The following is a 16263-nucleotide window of genomic DNA, read 5'->3' on the forward strand; positions in this document are numbered from 1 at the left end:
GTTTAGCCTTTCACGGAGCCCGCGGTCAGTCCGCGGATGAAATATTTGCCAGCGACGACATAGACGAGGAGCGTGGGAAGGGCGGCGATGATCGCAGCAGCCATATCCACGTTGTATTCCTTCACGCCGGTGGTTGAGTTGACGATATTGTTCAGCGCCACAGTGACGGGTTGGGTTCCGGCTTGACTGAAGGACACGCCGAACAGGAAGTCGTTCCAGATTTGGGTGAACTGCCAGATGACGGTCACAACGATGATCGGAAGCGACAGCGGCAGGAAGATCGACCAGAAAATCCGAAAGAACCCTGCCCCGTCCACTTTGGCGGCTTTCACCAGCTCTTGCGGGATCGATACATAGTAATTGCGGAAGAACAGCGTGGTGAATCCGATGCCATAGATTACGTGGACGAAGATCAACCCAGGAATGGTGCCAGCAATGCCCATCAGGCCCAGCATGCGTGCCATCGGCAGCAGCACCACTTGAAACGGGATGAAGCAACCAAACAGCATCAGCGAGAAGATCAGGTTCGCCCCTTTGAACTTCCATTGCGCAATTACGTAGCCGTTGAGCGCTCCAAGAAAGGTCGTAATGGCAACCGCAGGGATTGCAAGGATGACCGAGTTCCAGAAGTATGGGCGCAGGCCCTCGCATTGGATGCCGGTGCAAGCTCCGGACCAAGCTGTGCGCCATGCCTCGAACGTGACTTCGCGGGGGAAGGCGACAAGGCTGCCCGTGCGGATTTCCTCAAGGCTTTTCAGCGAGGTCGTGACCATCACGAAAAGCGGCATCAGATAGAACAGCGCGAAAAGGCCAAGCAGGATGAATAGCAGCCAGCGCAGGGCGAAACGGGTCCAACTGCGCGACGTGCCGCGAGTGGTGGAAAGCGCGAGATCAGTCATGTTTCGCCCTCAATTCTGAGTAAAGGTAAGGGACGACGATCGCAAAGACGACGACCATCATAACCATGGCAGAGCTTGCCGCCTGTCCGATGTCACCGCGCGAGAACGCCATGGCATACATGTAGGTTGCGGGCAGATCCGTGGCATATCCGGGACCGCCTCCGGTCAAGGCGATGACAAGGTCGAAGCTTTTGATCGCAAGGTGCGCCAGCACAATGAAAGCTGACAGGAAGATCGGGGCCATCGACGGAATGATGATGGCGGAATAGATGCGCCAGCTGGGGATACCATCAACCTGTGCGGCCTTGATGATCTCTCCGTCCACGCTGCGCAGGCCGGCAAGGAACAGCGCCATGACAAAGCCCGAAGCTTGCCAGACACCGGCAATCACAACGGCATAGATGGCCATATCCGGGTCGATAATCCAGTCGAAACTGAAGTTCTCGAACCCCCAGTCGCGAACCATCTTTTCGATGCCCAGTCCGGGGTTCATGATCCACTTCCACGCGGTACCGGTGACGATCATCGACAACGCCATTGGGTAAAGATAGATCGTGCGCAACACGCCTTCTGTGCGGATTTTTTGATCCAGCAAAATTGCGATTAGCAGACCCAGAACCATCGAGATCCCGATGAACAACGTACCGAAGATGAAAAGATTCATCATCGCGGTATCGAACCGAGGCGACGCGAACAGGCGCTCGTATTGGATAAGACCTTCAATCTCGTATTTCGGCAAAAGCCGCGAGCGGGTCAGCGACACCCAAGCCGTCCATGCGATGAAGCCGTAAACGAAAACGAGGATGGCAATGAAAGAGGGTGCAAGCACCATCTTGGGGATATGACGTTCAAGCCATTCGGTCATTGTAACGATCCCTGAGTAAAAGGAGGCCCCGCACCTGTGTTCAGGCGCGAGGCCAGGGAGATTTACATGGAGTTGGCGACAGCGTCGGCCAGCTGATTCACAGCGTCAGCCGAGGACATGTCCGAGTTGAAGTGTGCGGTCACCACATCGGTGATTGCGCCTGACTGAGCACCACGCAGCGCCATCCCATGGGCATAGCTGGGCAAAAGCGAGCCGTTGTCCGAGCTTACGCTCATGTCCTTGGCGGACAGGTGCGCACAGCTGTCAAACTCGTCCAGCGCAACATCAACACGTGCCGGGATCGAACCCTTGTTCAGGTTGAACACTTTCTGGAAGTTTTTGCCGACGATCAGCTTGGACAGAAGTTCTTGTCCGGCTTTCTTGTCGTCACCATCCACGTTGAACATCGCAAAGCTGTCTACATTATACAGGAAGCCATCACCGGGAACAGAAGCACACAGGAAATCTTCGCCCGGCGCTTTGCCAGCGGCAAGGAACTCGCCCTTGGCCCAGTCACCCATGATCTGGAACGCGGCTTCGCCATTCATGACCATTGCGGTGGCAAGGTTCCAGTCACGACCCGAGAAGTTGTCGTCGACATAGCCGCGCATTTTGCGCATCTGGTCAAAGACAGCGACCATCTGGTCAGATTTCAACGTGTCCATGTCCAGCTCAACAAAAGCTTTCTTGAACCCGTCGGCGCCCAGAACGCCCAGCGCGACAGCTTCGAACACCGTGGCGTCCTGCCATGCCTGGCCACCATGTGCCAGTGGCGTGATGCCAGCGGCTGCCAGCTTGTCAGCGGCGGCGTTGAACTCGTCCCACGTGGTGGGCATTGCGATGCCATTGGCTTCTAGAACGTCAGCATTGGCCCAGATCCAGTCCACGCGGTGCACATTGACGGGTGCTGCACACCATTCGCCGTCGCACATCATGTGACCAGCGATTGAAGCTGGCAGAACGTCCGCCCAACCTTCTGCTTCTGCAACGGCCGAGATATCAGCCAGAACGCCTTCCTCATACCATTCCTGAATGGCGGGGCCTTTCAGCTGAACGGCAGTCGGTGCGTTGCCTGACAGTACGCGGGCGCGCAGTGCGGTCATCGCAGCGTCACCGCCCCCGCCAGCGACCGGCATGTCGGTCCAGGTTCCGCCATTGTCGGCGAACTCGCCTTGCAGCACGGCAACAGATTTGGCTTCGCCGCCTGATGTCCAATAGTGCAGAACCTCGGCCTGAGGTTCGGCCACGGCGGGCATGGCACATGTAATAGCAATGGCCGAAACGGCCGCAAATACGGATGTCTTCATTTGTTTTTCCTCCCTTTGGCCACTCGTCTGAGTGACGCTGTATCCAGCTTGACGACCTGCCCCCCTGCGGCGCAACGCTTGAAACGCGGTAGTCTTGCACACGAAGTCAGTTTTTCGGCCGTTTTGTTACGTGATGTTACGCAAGCCTTGATTTTGTTGCACGCTGTTACAAACAAACAGATGGTGAGGACGGCACATTTGCCGAAGGGAGGCACATCGCATGGCGATTCCAAGACTGCTGGTCGTGGATGATGACGCAGAGACACGAAGCATGATGATCCAGTTTCTTCAACAGAACGGGTTCATGGCCTTCCCGTGCGAGACAGAAGACGCCATCCGGCACCATCTGAAGGGTGGTCGGGTGGATCTGATCTTGCTTGACGTGATGCTGGCAGATGAGAACGGCGTCGAGATCTGCTCTCGGCTGCGCAAGGAACAGGACGTGCCTGTTATTCTGGTGTCTGCCCTATCTGCCGACCATCACCGTATGAAAGGGTACGAGGTCGGCGCAGATGACTATATCGCCAAGCCCTTCAATCCCGATCTTCTGCTGGCCCGTGTGCGCGCGGTCCTACATCGTGCAACTCGCAGCGCCTCGCTTGTTTACCGGCGTAGCGTTTCGGTCTTTCGTTTTGCAGGCTGGCACTATGACGCCAAACGTGACGAAATCACGTCGCCACAAGGGTATCAGGTCGCCCTGTCCCGCAAGGAGACCGCGTTGCTTCGTGTCCTGCTGGCAAATCCACATATCCCCCTGACCCGCGAAGAAATCGCAACATCCCTTGATGTAACTGGCGAGGCACATGGGGCGACTTCCGAAGGGTCTGGCCGTGCCATTGACGTGCTGGTGGGCCGGCTGCGCGGAAAGATCGAGACCGACCCGAAAGCTCCTGACCTACTACGTACTGAACGCGGAATTGGGTATGTCTTTGCCGCCGACGTGACGACCGAGGACAGCGCATGAGCAAAGGGTTTCGCCTGCAAACCCTTGGGGTCACTCTGGTTGTAGTCTCTTTCGCGATGGCGTTTGCGTCAGCATGGATGTGGTTTTCATCGACCCGCTCATGGCAGGAACACCAGACCGGCAGCTATGTAAGCGGCATATCCCTTTACGAAGCCCTGCGCACCGGCGCTGAGCCTCCTACTGGCATAAGCATCACGTCATTAGATGCGAAAGACGAGATACTGGCCAGTCGGGGCGAGTTTTCGCGCTTGCCTGACATCCCCACGCCTGCCTTCATCACCAACGTGTCGATCAAGGGGCCCGGTCGAGACCCCCTGTCCGGGGAAACACTTACGCTCGGCATCGTATCCGGCAACCTGCAGTACGCAGTGGCCGAGCTCGTTTCAAACGAGGGCCAGTCCGCCGCGCAGAAATTTGGCAATGTCACGCGCCTTTTGGCGACCTATTGCAGCGAACCGATCCTCTTTGCCCGCATGGGAACACAACCATGGCTGCGCATCGACGGACGTGCGGTCTGGGGGTGCGGTGCCGCGCCCAGGGACCTGCGCCTTCTGGCGGTTCTGATGTGCCTGGTTGCTTTGGCCATCGTTGCAACTCTTGTACGTGACACCTCTGCCTATTTCGATCGGTTCGCGACAGCCTTGCACAATCGCCGTCGCCTGGGAGGGCCCCAAAGCTATGCCGTTCAAGGGCCTGAGGAGCTGCGTGATATTGTTTTGGCGGTGAACAGCTATCTGGAAGATGAACGCGCCCAGCTGTCCAAGCGAGCGACAGTTCTATCTGGGGTCAGCCATGACCTTGGCACCCCTGCGACACGGTTACGCCTGCGTACAGCGCTGATCGAGGACGCCGACCTGAGGGACAAGTTCGAGGCCGACATCGACAGCATGACTGAAATGATCGACAGCGTGCTGACCTATACCCGCGCCGAGCTCAACGAAGAAACACCCCGCCAAGTGTCGTTGACGTCCCTGATCGAAGCTCTTGTTGCGGACTACGAAGACTGGGGCCAACCGGTTTCCATCCGCACCATGGAACGGCCCATGCTCGAAGGGGGACGATCCCTGTTCGCCTCCAGCCCCGGGCAAGTGGCTCTTCCGGACATTCAACGCATTCTGATCACGGCCCGTCCCATTTCCCTGAAGCGCGCCATATCAAATCTGATTGAAAACGCATTGAAATACGGTCGCCGGGCCACTGTCGAGCTGACCGCAAACGCGGATCACGCAACCATCGTGGTCGAGGACGAAGGGTCGGGCATGTCCGCCGAAGACATTGAAGCCGTGGTGGCACCGTTCAAACGCGGAGAGAATACCCAAGCCGTTGATGGATTCGGACTGGGCCTGACGATCGTGGCAACCGTGGCTGAACAACACGGAGGGCGTTTATTCTTCGAAACCGGCGCACATGGTTTGCGCGCGTGTCTCGAGATTTGCAGGAATTAGGAACTGTGACAAATCAGTCAAACTGGTGCGAACCGGCATCGGGTGGTTAGGAAACCCCAAACGGGTCAATGAGCTCTGGATGCGCAGGCAAGTTGTGAAACCGCGTAAATCCAACGAAACGATTGTATCACAGCCATACAAATAATGGCCTAACGCACGCCCTCGACGCGGTTTGACGCGCATAGGAAGTTCAGGAAATCTAAGACAGAGGGCTATGGCGGAGGAGGTGTCTTACGAACTAAACACTCATCCTATTGTTTTTAAGATTTTTTAAGAGAGTCAAAATCCAATATACCACACTAAATACCACATCACTGACTTAGAGAGTCACGATTCACAGTGGTCCTAGGTCTACTTGATTTTGACGCCACGCACCTCACCAAGCCCCCAGCCCCAGCAGTCCTTGTCCTTATCCGCAGTATCGCATCCCCGTTCCACAACGAAGTCAGCAGAGGCGAAGTCATCAATAACCGCGTTAAACTCAGAAGTTGCATCTGGCTCTAGCCAAACCTTGTTGTGGACTGGATGGAATTTTTCGGTTCCATCCGCATCGACCACAACGAAGTTAATCTCAACCCATGTATAGACAATGTCCGGGCGCTCATTTTCCAGCAAGGCCTCAAAAGATAAGTTTTCTTGATCTTTTCGAGGGCCACCTTTCCCTTCCAAGCCATTTGGAGAAAGCCTTATCTCATGCTTGCCAACACAAGCGGCCTTCGTGGCCTCCTCAGACAACACGCTATTGGAGTTTAGGCGCATGCACTCCACCACACCTTCAAGAGAACCGCGCCGAAAATTATCATTGTAGGCCCGTTGAATGGGTTTAAATCCTGTAAGGGAAAGTAACAGCGTCGCAGAAAGTGCGATTAGTAAATAGTTCTTCAATCTTGAAACCTTATTCAAAGAATCTCAGCAAATCTTCATTCACCCTAGGCTGCACAGAAATCCTCGCCCTTCAACCTTTACTATAGCAACATTCGCTCGCGAGACCCGCGAAATGCTGGCTATGAATTCTAATAAAACTCCTCCGCTCCAATGACAGCACAACCCTGCAAGTACTCTACATAAACTTCGTTCATTTCATCCACAAAGCAACAGACCTTTACCGATTGCCGCACGGGGGAGGAAACAATCGTAGACCCTCATGCTAGACTTGCAGATGTCCAACTTGACTTTCGCCCTATGCGAGCACCATTGTTAGGGATGTTTAGATCACTTATTGCAACATCCGCATTGTGCATTTCGCCCATGCTAAACACTCCCGCTCAAGGCTCTCCACTATCTGGCAATCAAGTCTACGAACTGTGTACCGCTACTATGGCGACCAACCCAGAGAATGCTCTGATGTGTAGAGGCTACATGTTCGGCATCATTGAAGGACTAAACTTAGGTTTACTGATGGTAATCGTCAAATCCGGGGAAGCAAAAGACTATCAAGAAACCCACGATGCATACAGCGAGCTTTCGGGATATTGCGCCCCTGATGACGTCACCACAAAACAGTTGGAAGATATCTTTGTTGGCTATATGGCGGCCAATCCTGCTGAACGTCACCTGCCAGCAAGTTCGCTCTTTCTATTTTCGATGCGAAGCGCTTTCCCGTGCTCGCACAATCAATAGGCCGCAAGCAGTAGATACGATCGAAAAGTTCGAGAATGGCGAGATCGAGAAAAGGGCTTTGAATCATACAAGAACTCATCAGATGGCTAGAAATCACACCAGATAAGAAAGTTCTCTTCACACAATGCTAATTTTTGAAAGTGCCTTGTTTTCAGTTTCACAGGGATGGCTCACAGGGTGGAAGGTCAAGGATAAGACCTCTGGAGCGATAACTGTGCCGAATGCGGTATTGAAATCTCAAATTGGGCTGGTTTGGATACAAGTCAGAAAGACAAAAAAACACTTGTCACTAGACAGCGCTCAATCTGAGGATTTGCTGTTTTTTAGTTTTGCGAAGGCGGTTCGCGATCCAAGCGGCAGCGATGGTAAGCTTTGGACCTCCCTGCAACCGGATATCTTAGCCGATCTGATTATCTCCGAAGCCAACAAAACCGTTAACGATCCATTTCACAAACCCAGTTGGTGGTAACCTGAAACCCCTTTCAAAACCTAGAGGAATCGAATTTCTCCGAAAAGCGTCGACCAATCAACGCACTATAGCGACAAATGAGCAGCCCGGTACAATCCACTAGATACAGACGGATTTAACGACTGTTAGACAGAAAACGCACTAACGCCTGCAGCTCGCCCACTGCCATCGACCGCAAACCATGCTTGTAGCTCGGATGCGCTTCCCCCTTAGGCGCACCACCCCCCGCCCCGTGAAAGCGACACACACTCCAACCACGCACCGCTGGTGCCCTACAAGGCTTTCCGGTGCGCTTAGAGTGCGCGGTGCATCTAGGCGCGTTCTGGAGGCGTTCTACAGGGTTCATGGGGTTAGCGTCATTTTTCACTTCGCACCCCCTCCATAGGCCACATCACCCACAACGGCCTGACCGCCCTCATTCACAGTCACACGCTCCACCCGGACAACCTGTTGCGCTTTGGCGCGGTACTTTTTCAGCGCCTCCAGTTGAGCCAAGTAGGTTCGGCTTAGACGCGTCATGGACCGCTCATATGGCTCTCTGACGGTCACAATCTTGGCGTCCATCATGCGCTGAGCGGCACAAGCCATCGCGGCATGGGTAATGCCCATCTGAGTGACAAGCATTGCCTCAGCCGCATCGTGCGGCTCAAGCTCGATACTCATGGACATAACCATGTCCCTGAAACGTTCCCCTTTCTCGCCAAGCGCCAGAATTGCGCTCTCAAGAACGCCTGAGGCGGCTTCGTTGGTCTTTGTGCCATACAGTCCCAACAAAGCGCCTTCGGCCTCTATCTGGACCACTACGCCTCCATTGCTGTCTTTCTTCACCACCGGGATCTTGCGTCCGGTGCCCTGCATCTTTTCGGGTTCATTCCCCATCTCTGTTTCCCCTTAAGTGAGTGGTAAATATTAGTGTTCCGTTTCAGAACCCAACGAGCGCAAATTATCGGCTCTGACGGGTTCTGATTTGGACCCTAAGATTGCCCTAGGGTTTTCATTTGGATCGACCAGCAACGCCTACGGTTCCGTTTCAGAACCGCGTTTTGTTTTTCCTGAAGGCAGGAAAGAACGCCAGTCATTGGTTGCAAGCCGTTTGCCCTTTGCAGATTGCGTGGGCTTTGTTGTGAGCCGCCATTCATGCGCCTTGCGGTGATACCAGTTCCCTTCCCTTTCCAGCGCAAGAAAACCGTGCCTCACAAGCTCAGCATATGCCCTCTGAACGGTTGCCTTCCCCATGCCCAGCGCCTCGCCAGCCTCAGCATAGGAAAGCGTCAGAGCACCATTGTTGCCGCCGTGGTATCTCGTGTGCAGTTCAAGCCAGAGCTTTACCGACGCGCCAGACAGGCTACGCCATGCATCGCTTTTGAGCTGAGCGTATGGGAGGGGCACATACTGCCCCTCGCTTTTCCTGTTGCTCTTACCCATGCGGGGGCACTTCGGGCACCTCAGCACCCTCCCCTTCAGCCTGAGCGCATCCACGCGCCTCGCCTTGCAGCTCTTCGCGCAAACCGATTGCAGATTTTGGAAACTCCAAAGCCTGCCAATCGCATCGACCTGGCAAGCGATAATGCGCTATCCGCTCCGGCCCCCGATAGTCTGTTTCGATAGGCCAGGAATACTGACTGCGCAGGGTGTGGATGATGGCACCCAAGCGCCAGCCGCGCACCTCTCCTATTTCATCCATATGGTTGATGATGCGCCCCTGAACGAGCGCTTTGCAGGTCCAGTAGATTTGCGTTCTGTTGCTATACCAATGCTCAGTCATAGATGATGCGTCCTTTCTGAATTTGAACTCGTTCGACCGAGTTTGTCAGGCGCGAAAAATAAAACCTCTGGCGGTTTTCCCTTGTCGGGCATGGGCGTCTTGTGACATCAACTGAACTTGCGAAGGTGGCAGTTTCTGTCACTCGAAAAGCCTCAGCCCCGCGTGCGGAGTTGGGGTTTTTCATTAGGCGGCCTCTCCATTCGGATCGACGCGCTGGGCGCTGAGATAGGCGTTTAAGTCCGTACCGTGATAGCCGATGCGGCGTCCGATACGGATAAAGGCAGGCCCGGTCATGCGGTGCCGCCATTGTGCGAGCTTTTCGCGGTCGCCTAACACGCGTAGCTCTGGATCTTCTGGAAAGTAGATACGGTCGTCGTCGTAGATTTTGGTCATCATTGAAACCCCTTCAGGTTGGTTGCAATGACAAACTACTGGCTGTTGCCCCTTGTAAAATAGTCCCATCAAGAGAACCAATTAGAAGGGATTAATTACTTCCGAACCTTTCGCGCACGCTCGTAGGTCTGAATCGAACGCCCAGTAATTGGAAACCCCGCTTCCGTCAGCTCAAGAGCAATTGCTTCTGCACTAACCCCATCTGGTGGTCCATCTGGATAGCGAGATAGATACTCTCTCTTAGCCGGTGCTGGCTTAGGACCGCGCTTCCGTAAATGTACCGTTTCGTTTTTTTGCGACTCGGGCTTTGTCCAGTGCTTGTTCAGCAAGCAAATTGAGGCATAAAAATCATAGTAATTATCTGGATAGACCGAAGGATCAAACACCACACAACTTCCAACAAAAGGTAGTACATTGCTCTCAAACACACCATCGGTAGCTGAGGATCCAAATGGATCACCAAAGTAATGTCGCAGCACTCTCTTTGTCTGATTTTTTTCCTTAACAACGCCAGTTTCGGCATCGAGGCAGCAATACCTATCCCAAAAGTCACGCCCAATCATTCGACCAGCATCAAGCTCTTGATATACGGTACAAAGTTCGGACATCTCCCTCAGAGGAAACTCAAGGTAGAAATGGGAGAACTGGTCGGGGTGAAAGAGAACTGCGTGATTGGCCTTTAGCAAGTTACCACTGCTGTTACAAAGCACCGCTCCATAGTTTTCATCGAACTGGTTCATTATCCAGAACGAAATGAGTTCTATCTCGAACCCAGAGTTTCTCAAATCAAGTCGTTTGCGCGCGAACTTATGTTCGTAGAGAGTTGAAAGCCCAAATTCCTGTCCAATTTCTTCGATTAAAGCTCTTTGAGGGTCTTCTTCTAGAATCTCAAGCGCATCAGCCAAATAGACCCTTGTCGCAAGTTCGCGCACTCTCATTCTCACTTCACGCCAATCCAGGTAGTTTGGTGGACAGAACACTAGTTTACCCCCCTAGTGGTTTTCGACTCGACAAACCGGCACCAATCGCCTGCCATATCACGTCGACGTTCCAACAAATCAGACCTTGCATAAGCGCGCTCCACATCATTCCCGATCTGATGCGCTAATGCGGCCTCAGCAAGCTCCCTAGGCGCATTTGCGGCCTCTGATGCCCAATCCCTGAATGAACTGCGGAAACCATGCACAGTGAAGCCCTCACGCCCCATACGGCGCAACAGCATCAGCATCGACATATTCGAAAGCGGCCTGTGCCGTTTCTGCCCCTCAAAGACGTAGATGGATGCCATCGCCTTGAGCGGCTCTAGGATTGCCAGCATTTCATAAGTCAGGGGAACGCGGTGTTCTTTGCCCCCCTTCATACGCTCGGCTGGCACGGTCCAAAGGCGCGTTTCAAAATCGACCTCCGGCCATGTCATTTCCAGCACCTCTGTCGTGCGTGCAGCGGTCAGAATGGTGAATTGCAGCGCCTTCGCCGCCATCGCCGTTCGTTTATCAAGCTCGGCATAGAAGGCAGGCACATCGCGCCACGGCATCGCGTCATGGTGTTGCGGCTTGGCTTTGACCTTGGGAAGAACTTGCGCCTCTTTCACGGCTGTTACCGGGTTCTCACCAGATCGAAACCCTTTGGCCTTCGCCACATCCAAAACAACCTTGATGCGCTGAGCAAGCCGTTTCGCGGTTTCGTGCTTTTCGGTCCAGATAGGAGACAGGCACATCAACACTTCCGGTTGCCCGATGGCATCAACGGGCATTCGGCCAATCTTGGGAAAAGCGTAATCGCGCAATGTGTTTAACCATTGCTGCCCATGCTTGGGGTTCTTCCATGTGGGCAATCGGTCAATATGCACTTGGCGGCTTAGCTCTTCAAAAGAGGGGATCTCGCGCTGGGCGTTATATCGTGGGTTCAGCCCAGACTTTGCCATGCGTCGGTATTCCAAAGCCCTCTCGCGTGCTTGGTTTAGCGTCACAACATCAGCACCACCTAATCCGAAGTCCGTGCGCAACGGCCCGCCCTTGGCGTTCTTCTGGCCCTTAACGGTGACACGCACAATCCAGCGCCGCGCTCCAGAAGGATCGACCACCAGATAAAGCCCAGACCCGTCGCCATGCCGACCCGGCCCCAGATTCTCCACCAGTCTTTTTGTTAGCTTGCCGCCCAGCGCCGCCATCTAGAAATACCACCATTCATACCACGCAATGAAAGTATATGAGGTGAAGCGAGTAAAATCTAGACAAACCGCACGCAATGCCATTCGCCATGCAAATAAGGCGCTTCAGGCACTTAAAGCAAGCAGTTGCAATCTATCGAAATGGGTAGATGGCGGAGGAGGTGGGATTCGAACCCACGGTAGACTTTCACCTACGTCGGTTTTCAAGACCGGTGCATTCAACCACTCTGCCACTCCTCCGACAAGGAGACGCTTAACTTCCATTGAGCGATTCTGAAAGTGCAGATTTCACGCGGGAAGGTGCTCATGGGGCAAGGAAGCAATTGCCGCCCTTTTCTCGCGCGGATGTTGTGTTTAGACTGCCTCCAAATCTGGGGGTTACCCCGAACGAGCAGTCTGGATCCAACGATCCCAAATCAAAGATACTAGGGGCGCGATATGTCGATAAAGACCACCTTGAAAGTGGCCGTGGCACTTGGAGGTGCCTTTCTTGTTGCCGCGTGCGACGACACTAACCTTCCTGGCTTTCTACAAAACACCAAAGACGGCAATGAAAGCGCTAGCGCATCCCCTCGAACTGGGGATGTGAAAGAGCGCGACGTGGAAGCGCCCGAGGTCTTTCAAGTGACCGAAAAAGGCCTTTGGGATGGCCGCCCCAGTCTGGGTGGCGTCTGGGTTGCACATCCAAGCGCGAAAGACCCGGAACGCGTTATCATCCGCAACACATCGAACGGAAAATTCGTCGTTGGTGCCCTGTTCCGTCGCGAGCGGGAAATTCCCGGCCCGCGTTTGCAGGTCTCGTCTGATGCCGCTGCCGAGTTGGGACTGCTGGCCGGAGCACCATCCGAGCTGACCGTGACCGCATTGCGTAAAGAAAAAGTGCCCGAGCCCCCCGCGCCAGAAGCTGAACCGGTTCTAGAGAACCCCGAAGAGATCTCGCAATCGTCGTTGGATGATCCGATCGCCGCCGCCAAGGCCGCATTGGACCGTACCGAGAAAACAGCGCCGCGCGTTGGCACAAAACCTGCGCCCAAACCGGCCGCCAAGCCTGCTGCAGCACCCAAACCCGCCGCACCTGCCCCGTCGGGCAATCTGTCAAAGCCGTTTATTCAGATCGGCATCTTCTCGGTCGAACAAAACGCCAAGAATACAGCCGAGTCCCTGCGTGGGATTGGCATCATTCCGACCATCAAGCAGGGCAAATCGAACGGTAAGGATTTCTGGCGCGTTCTGGCGGGACCGGCTTCGTCCAAATCTGAACGTGCCGAACTGCTGAAGAAAATCGAAAGGCTTGGTTTCGCCGATGCCTATTTTGTCACCAACTAAGCCCGGATAACTGACATCGTGCGAACACACTCTCACAGACCAACCAAAGGACAACACCTGACCATGTTTCGTCGCCTGACCTTGTGCATTTCGGCCTTTGTGGCTTTGGTTCTTCTTGCAGCTCTGCCCGCGCGTGCATTCGAAACGCGTGCGACCTCGGCCTATGTGTTGGATGTCACCACGGGTACCGTCCTGATGGAGAAGAACGCCGAGGTACCCCTGCCCCCAGCATCCATGTCCAAGCTCATGACGGTTAACATGTTGTTCGAGGCGCTGTCGGATGGCCGAGTAACCCTCTCGACCCCCTTTGGTGTGTCAGATCGCGCGGCCAATATGGGCGGCTCGACTATGTTTCTGACCCGCGGCGACCGCCCCACGGTTGAAGACTTGCTGCAAGGCATTATCGTACAATCCGGCAATGACGCCTGTGTTGCAGTGGCAGAAGGGCTTGCTGGCACCGAAGACGCATTCGCCCGGATGATGACCGACCGCGCACGCGACATGGGTCTTGAGAATTCAAGCTTCGGCAATGCCTCGGGGTGGCCTCACCCGATGCAACGCATGTCGATGAAAGATCTGGCCCTTTTGGCGCGTCACCTGATCGTCGATTTCCCGGACTATTATCATTATTTCGCGCAGACCGAGTATCACTTCAAGGATCGTGCACCGGACAACCGGTTCAACCGCAACCCCCTGCTAAGCCTTGGTATTGGTGCGGACGGGCTGAAGACCGGTCACACTCAGGAAGCAGGATATGGTCTGGTTGGCTCGGCCCGTCAGGGCGATCGCCGCATCGTCTTCGTAATCTCGGGCATGAACTCCGAGAAAGAACGCGCGGACGAGGCCGAAGCCATCGTCAATTGGGCCTTCCGCCAATTCACAATGAAGACAACCGTGAAGGCCGGCCAGCGCGTGGCCGAAGCTCCGGTCTGGTTGGGGGCGAGCGAAACGGTTGGACTGGTTCCGGCCGAAGATGTGAACTTGTTGATCCCTGCAGGGCAACGCGACGGGATTAGCGCAACCGTCAACTGGACGGGCCCGATCCCCGCCCCGATTGCACAGGGGCAGGAGCTGGCACAGATGGTGATCAGCCGCGATGGGCTGAGCGATACCGTCATTCCGCTTTATGCTGAGCAAGGCGTTGGCAATGCGGGATACCCCAAACGCCTGACAACCGCCGCCGAAAAGGTTCTGAAGCTGGTAATGGGTGGCGACGTACCGCCCCCCGCGATCCCTCTGGGCGCAACGTCCTCCGCGACGAACTGACCACACTCATGAGCGGCTTATTCATTAGTTTCGAGGGCATTGACGGCTCGGGCAAATCCACGCAGGCACGTCTGTTGGCTGAAGCGTTGCGGGATGCTGGGCATGATGTTGTTCTGACCCGCGAACCCGGAGGCTCGGCTGGAGCTGAAGAAATCCGCGCCCTCGTGCTGGAAGGCGATCCCGACCGCTGGTCGGCAGAGACCGAGCTTCTTTTGTTCACCGCTGCTCGCCGCGACCATTTGGAGCGCTTGATCGACCCGGCCTTGGCCGAGGGCAAGATCGTCATTACAGATCGCTTTGCAGACAGCACCCGCATGTATCAAGGCACACGATCCGGTGACAAACGCGCGCAGGTCGATGCGCTGCACGATCTGATGATTGGGCGCGAGCCTGATGTGACCTTTCTGATCGATATGGACCCGGATCTGGGCCACGCCCGCGCAAAGGGCCGTGGCGGCACCGAGGAACGGTTCGAGGATTTCGGCGCCGAGCTTCAACACAAGATGCGTGCTGGCTTTCTGGAATTGGCAGGGGACCATCCCGACCGGTTCCGTGTTATCGACGGCACCCGCGACATAGACGTGGTCGCCGCAGACGTGCTGACCACAGCGCTGGCCGATATTAAGGTCCACGCATGAGCACCGATCCCGACAACATCCCCCAGCCAGACCAGATCGAAGGCGCCCCACATCCCCGCGAGGCTGCTCGTCTGATCGGGCAAGATGCTGCGGAACAGGCATTTCTAACCGCCTACAACTCGGACCGGATGCATCACGGTTGGCTGATTTCTGGCCCACGCGGAGTGGGCAAAGCAACGCTGGCGTGGCGCATCGCTCGCTTCCTGCTTGCTACGCCTCCAGATGATGGCGGCATGTTCGCGGCCCCTGCCCCGGACACGCTGGATATTTCGCCTGAACACCCAGTTTCACACCGAATTGCCGCTCTGTCGGAACCCGGTCTATTCTTGCTGCGCCGCCCGTGGGACGAAAAAGCGAAGCGCCTGAAAAACGAAATCACTGTGGACGAAGTGCGCAAACTGAAAAGCTTCTTTGCGTTGTCTTCGGCAGGCGGAGGGCGTCGCGTGGTGATTGTCGATGTGGCCGACGAGATGAACACCAACGCAGCCAACGCGCTGCTAAAGCTGCTGGAAGAACCACCCGAGGGCGCAGTTCTGCTGCTGATCAGCCACCAACCCTCGCGTCTTTTGCCAACAATCCGCTCTCGGTGCCGTGAGTTGCGCCTGCCTCCCTTGGCCCCGGACGCTCTGTCTGAAGTTATGGCCGGGCTGGACGAAACACCTTCAGCGGATGACGTTTTGCGCTTGAACGAACTGGCCGCAGGTTCAGCGGGCGACGCGCTGCGCTTGCTGCACCTGAATGGGCTGGGCACCTATGCCGATCTGGTGCACATCTTTCAGGCCCGAGATTTCGACCGCCCCCGTGCATTGAAGCTTGCGGAAAGCGCGACGGGCAAAGCGAATGCAGAACGGTTTGCATTGATCTTGCAACTGTTTGACCTGTTTCTGGCCCGACTGGCACGCCACGGGGCCGGATTTCACCCTGCGGCCGAGGCCGCGCCGGGCGAAGCAGCCTGTTTGGCGCGTTTGTCACCCAACCCGCAAGCCGCGCGTGCGTGGGCCAGTTTGCAGCAGGAATTGTCGGCCCGTGCAGGACATGGGCGCGCCGTGAACCTTGACCCTGCTGCGCTCATCCTTGATATGCTTTTCAGGATCAACGATACGGCCACGAAACTGGCCGCCTGAGGCAAGGACGCC

18 protein-coding genes and 1 tRNA gene are annotated in these 16263 nt (G+C 55.5%); 8 read left to right on the plus strand and 11 right to left on the minus strand.

What is annotated here, in order from left to right; translation table 11 throughout:
• Window positions 1-2 precede the first annotated feature (2 nt).
• The 3 genes from ACP15F_RS08690 to ACP15F_RS08700 form a co-directional block, all read right to left on the minus strand.
• Window positions 3-899 carry a carbohydrate ABC transporter permease gene (locus tag ACP15F_RS08690; protein WP_424940414.1) on the minus strand — a complete coding sequence of 299 codons (897 nt, stop codon included), beginning with the start codon at window positions 897-899 and terminating at the stop codon, window positions 3-5.
• The gene (locus ACP15F_RS08695; protein WP_424940415.1) at window positions 892-1764 is read right to left on the minus strand and encodes a carbohydrate ABC transporter permease; all 873 of its coding nucleotides are present in this window, start codon (window positions 1762-1764) and stop codon (window positions 892-894) included. Before ACP15F_RS08695 ends, ACP15F_RS08690 begins: the two co-directional genes overlap by 8 nt.
• Before the next feature lie 62 nt (window positions 1765-1826).
• Complete coding sequence (locus ACP15F_RS08700) at window positions 1827-3071, minus strand: ABC transporter substrate-binding protein (protein ID WP_424940416.1); 1245 nt, start codon at window positions 3069-3071, stop codon at window positions 1827-1829.
• A gap of 220 nt (window positions 3072-3291) precedes the next feature.
• Between ACP15F_RS08700 and ACP15F_RS08705 the strand changes: the two genes are divergently transcribed.
• Together ACP15F_RS08705 and ACP15F_RS08710 are read left to right on the plus strand one after the other, a co-directional pair.
• Entirely contained in the window at window positions 3292-4035 is a 744-nt protein-coding gene (locus ACP15F_RS08705) for a response regulator (RefSeq protein WP_424940417.1), read from the plus strand.
• Entirely contained in the window at window positions 4032-5480 is a 1449-nt protein-coding gene (locus tag ACP15F_RS08710) for a sensor histidine kinase (RefSeq protein WP_424940418.1), read from the plus strand. Before ACP15F_RS08705 ends, ACP15F_RS08710 begins: the two co-directional genes overlap by 4 nt.
• Before the next feature lie 351 nt (window positions 5481-5831).
• On the opposite strand, the gene ACP15F_RS08715 is transcribed toward ACP15F_RS08710, so the two are convergent.
• Entirely contained in the window at window positions 5832-6365 is a 534-nt protein-coding gene (locus ACP15F_RS08715) for a hypothetical protein (protein WP_424940419.1), read from the minus strand.
• Window positions 6366-6728: 363 nt separating this feature from the next.
• Here ACP15F_RS08715 and ACP15F_RS08720 point away from each other — a divergent pair, with 363 nt between their 5' ends.
• On the plus strand, window positions 6729-7100 hold the full coding sequence (locus ACP15F_RS08720; protein WP_424940420.1) for a Rap1a/Tai family immunity protein: 372 nt from the start codon (window positions 6729-6731) through the stop codon (window positions 7098-7100).
• 124 nt (window positions 7101-7224) lie between these two features.
• Window positions 7225-7569 carry a hypothetical protein gene (locus ACP15F_RS08725; protein ID WP_424940421.1) on the plus strand — a complete coding sequence of 115 codons (345 nt, stop codon included), beginning with the start codon at window positions 7225-7227 and terminating at the stop codon, window positions 7567-7569.
• A gap of 363 nt (window positions 7570-7932) precedes the next feature.
• On the opposite strand, the gene ACP15F_RS08730 is transcribed toward ACP15F_RS08725, so the two are convergent.
• From ACP15F_RS08730 to ACP15F_RS08760, 7 genes are all read right to left on the minus strand, one after another.
• Window positions 7933-8448 (minus strand): hypothetical protein, encoded by a 516-nt coding sequence (locus ACP15F_RS08730; protein ID WP_424940422.1) that lies wholly within the window; start codon window positions 8446-8448, stop codon window positions 7933-7935.
• Between the two features lie 138 nt (window positions 8449-8586).
• On the minus strand, window positions 8587-8994 hold the full coding sequence (locus ACP15F_RS08735) for a helix-turn-helix domain-containing protein (RefSeq protein WP_424940423.1): 408 nt from the start codon (window positions 8992-8994) through the stop codon (window positions 8587-8589).
• Window positions 8987-9334 (minus strand): hypothetical protein, encoded by a 348-nt coding sequence (locus ACP15F_RS08740; RefSeq protein WP_424940424.1) that lies wholly within the window; start codon window positions 9332-9334, stop codon window positions 8987-8989. The genes ACP15F_RS08735 and ACP15F_RS08740 overlap by 8 nt, the downstream gene beginning before the upstream one ends.
• Window positions 9335-9517: 183 nt before the next feature.
• On the minus strand, window positions 9518-9730 hold the full coding sequence (locus tag ACP15F_RS08745) for a MerR family transcriptional regulator (protein WP_424940425.1): 213 nt from the start codon (window positions 9728-9730) through the stop codon (window positions 9518-9520).
• Window positions 9731-9822: 92 nt separating this feature from the next.
• Window positions 9823-10659, minus strand: coding sequence for a hypothetical protein (locus ACP15F_RS08750; RefSeq protein WP_424940426.1), 837 nt, complete (start codon window positions 10657-10659; stop codon window positions 9823-9825).
• A gap of 47 nt (window positions 10660-10706) precedes the next feature.
• Window positions 10707-11897, minus strand: a complete 1191-nt coding sequence (locus ACP15F_RS08755) for a tyrosine-type recombinase/integrase (protein ID WP_424940427.1) — start codon at window positions 11895-11897, stop codon at window positions 10707-10709.
• A gap of 150 nt (window positions 11898-12047) precedes the next feature.
• A tRNA-Ser gene (locus ACP15F_RS08760) sits at window positions 12048-12137 on the minus strand.
• A gap of 198 nt (window positions 12138-12335) precedes the next feature.
• Between ACP15F_RS08760 and ACP15F_RS08765 the strand changes: the two genes are divergently transcribed.
• From ACP15F_RS08765 to ACP15F_RS08780, 4 genes are all read left to right on the plus strand, one after another.
• Entirely contained in the window at window positions 12336-13223 is an 888-nt protein-coding gene (locus ACP15F_RS08765) for an SPOR domain-containing protein (RefSeq protein ID WP_424940428.1), read from the plus strand.
• 63 nt (window positions 13224-13286) lie between these two features.
• Window positions 13287-14489: a D-alanyl-D-alanine carboxypeptidase family protein gene (locus ACP15F_RS08770; protein WP_424940429.1), complete on the plus strand. Its 1203-nt coding sequence runs from the start codon at window positions 13287-13289 to the stop codon at window positions 14487-14489.
• A gap of 8 nt (window positions 14490-14497) precedes the next feature.
• Window positions 14498-15127 carry a dTMP kinase gene (gene tmk / locus ACP15F_RS08775; RefSeq protein ID WP_424940430.1) on the plus strand — a complete coding sequence of 210 codons (630 nt, stop codon included), beginning with the start codon at window positions 14498-14500 and terminating at the stop codon, window positions 15125-15127.
• Entirely contained in the window at window positions 15124-16251 is a 1128-nt protein-coding gene (locus ACP15F_RS08780; RefSeq protein ID WP_424940431.1) for a DNA polymerase III subunit delta', read from the plus strand. Before tmk ends, ACP15F_RS08780 begins: the two co-directional genes overlap by 4 nt.
• The last annotated feature ends 12 nt before the right edge of the window (window positions 16252-16263 follow it).

This window comes from Aliiroseovarius sp. S253 (assembly GCF_049800855.1).
Taxonomy (GTDB): Bacteria; Pseudomonadota; Alphaproteobacteria; order Rhodobacterales; family Rhodobacteraceae; genus Aliiroseovarius.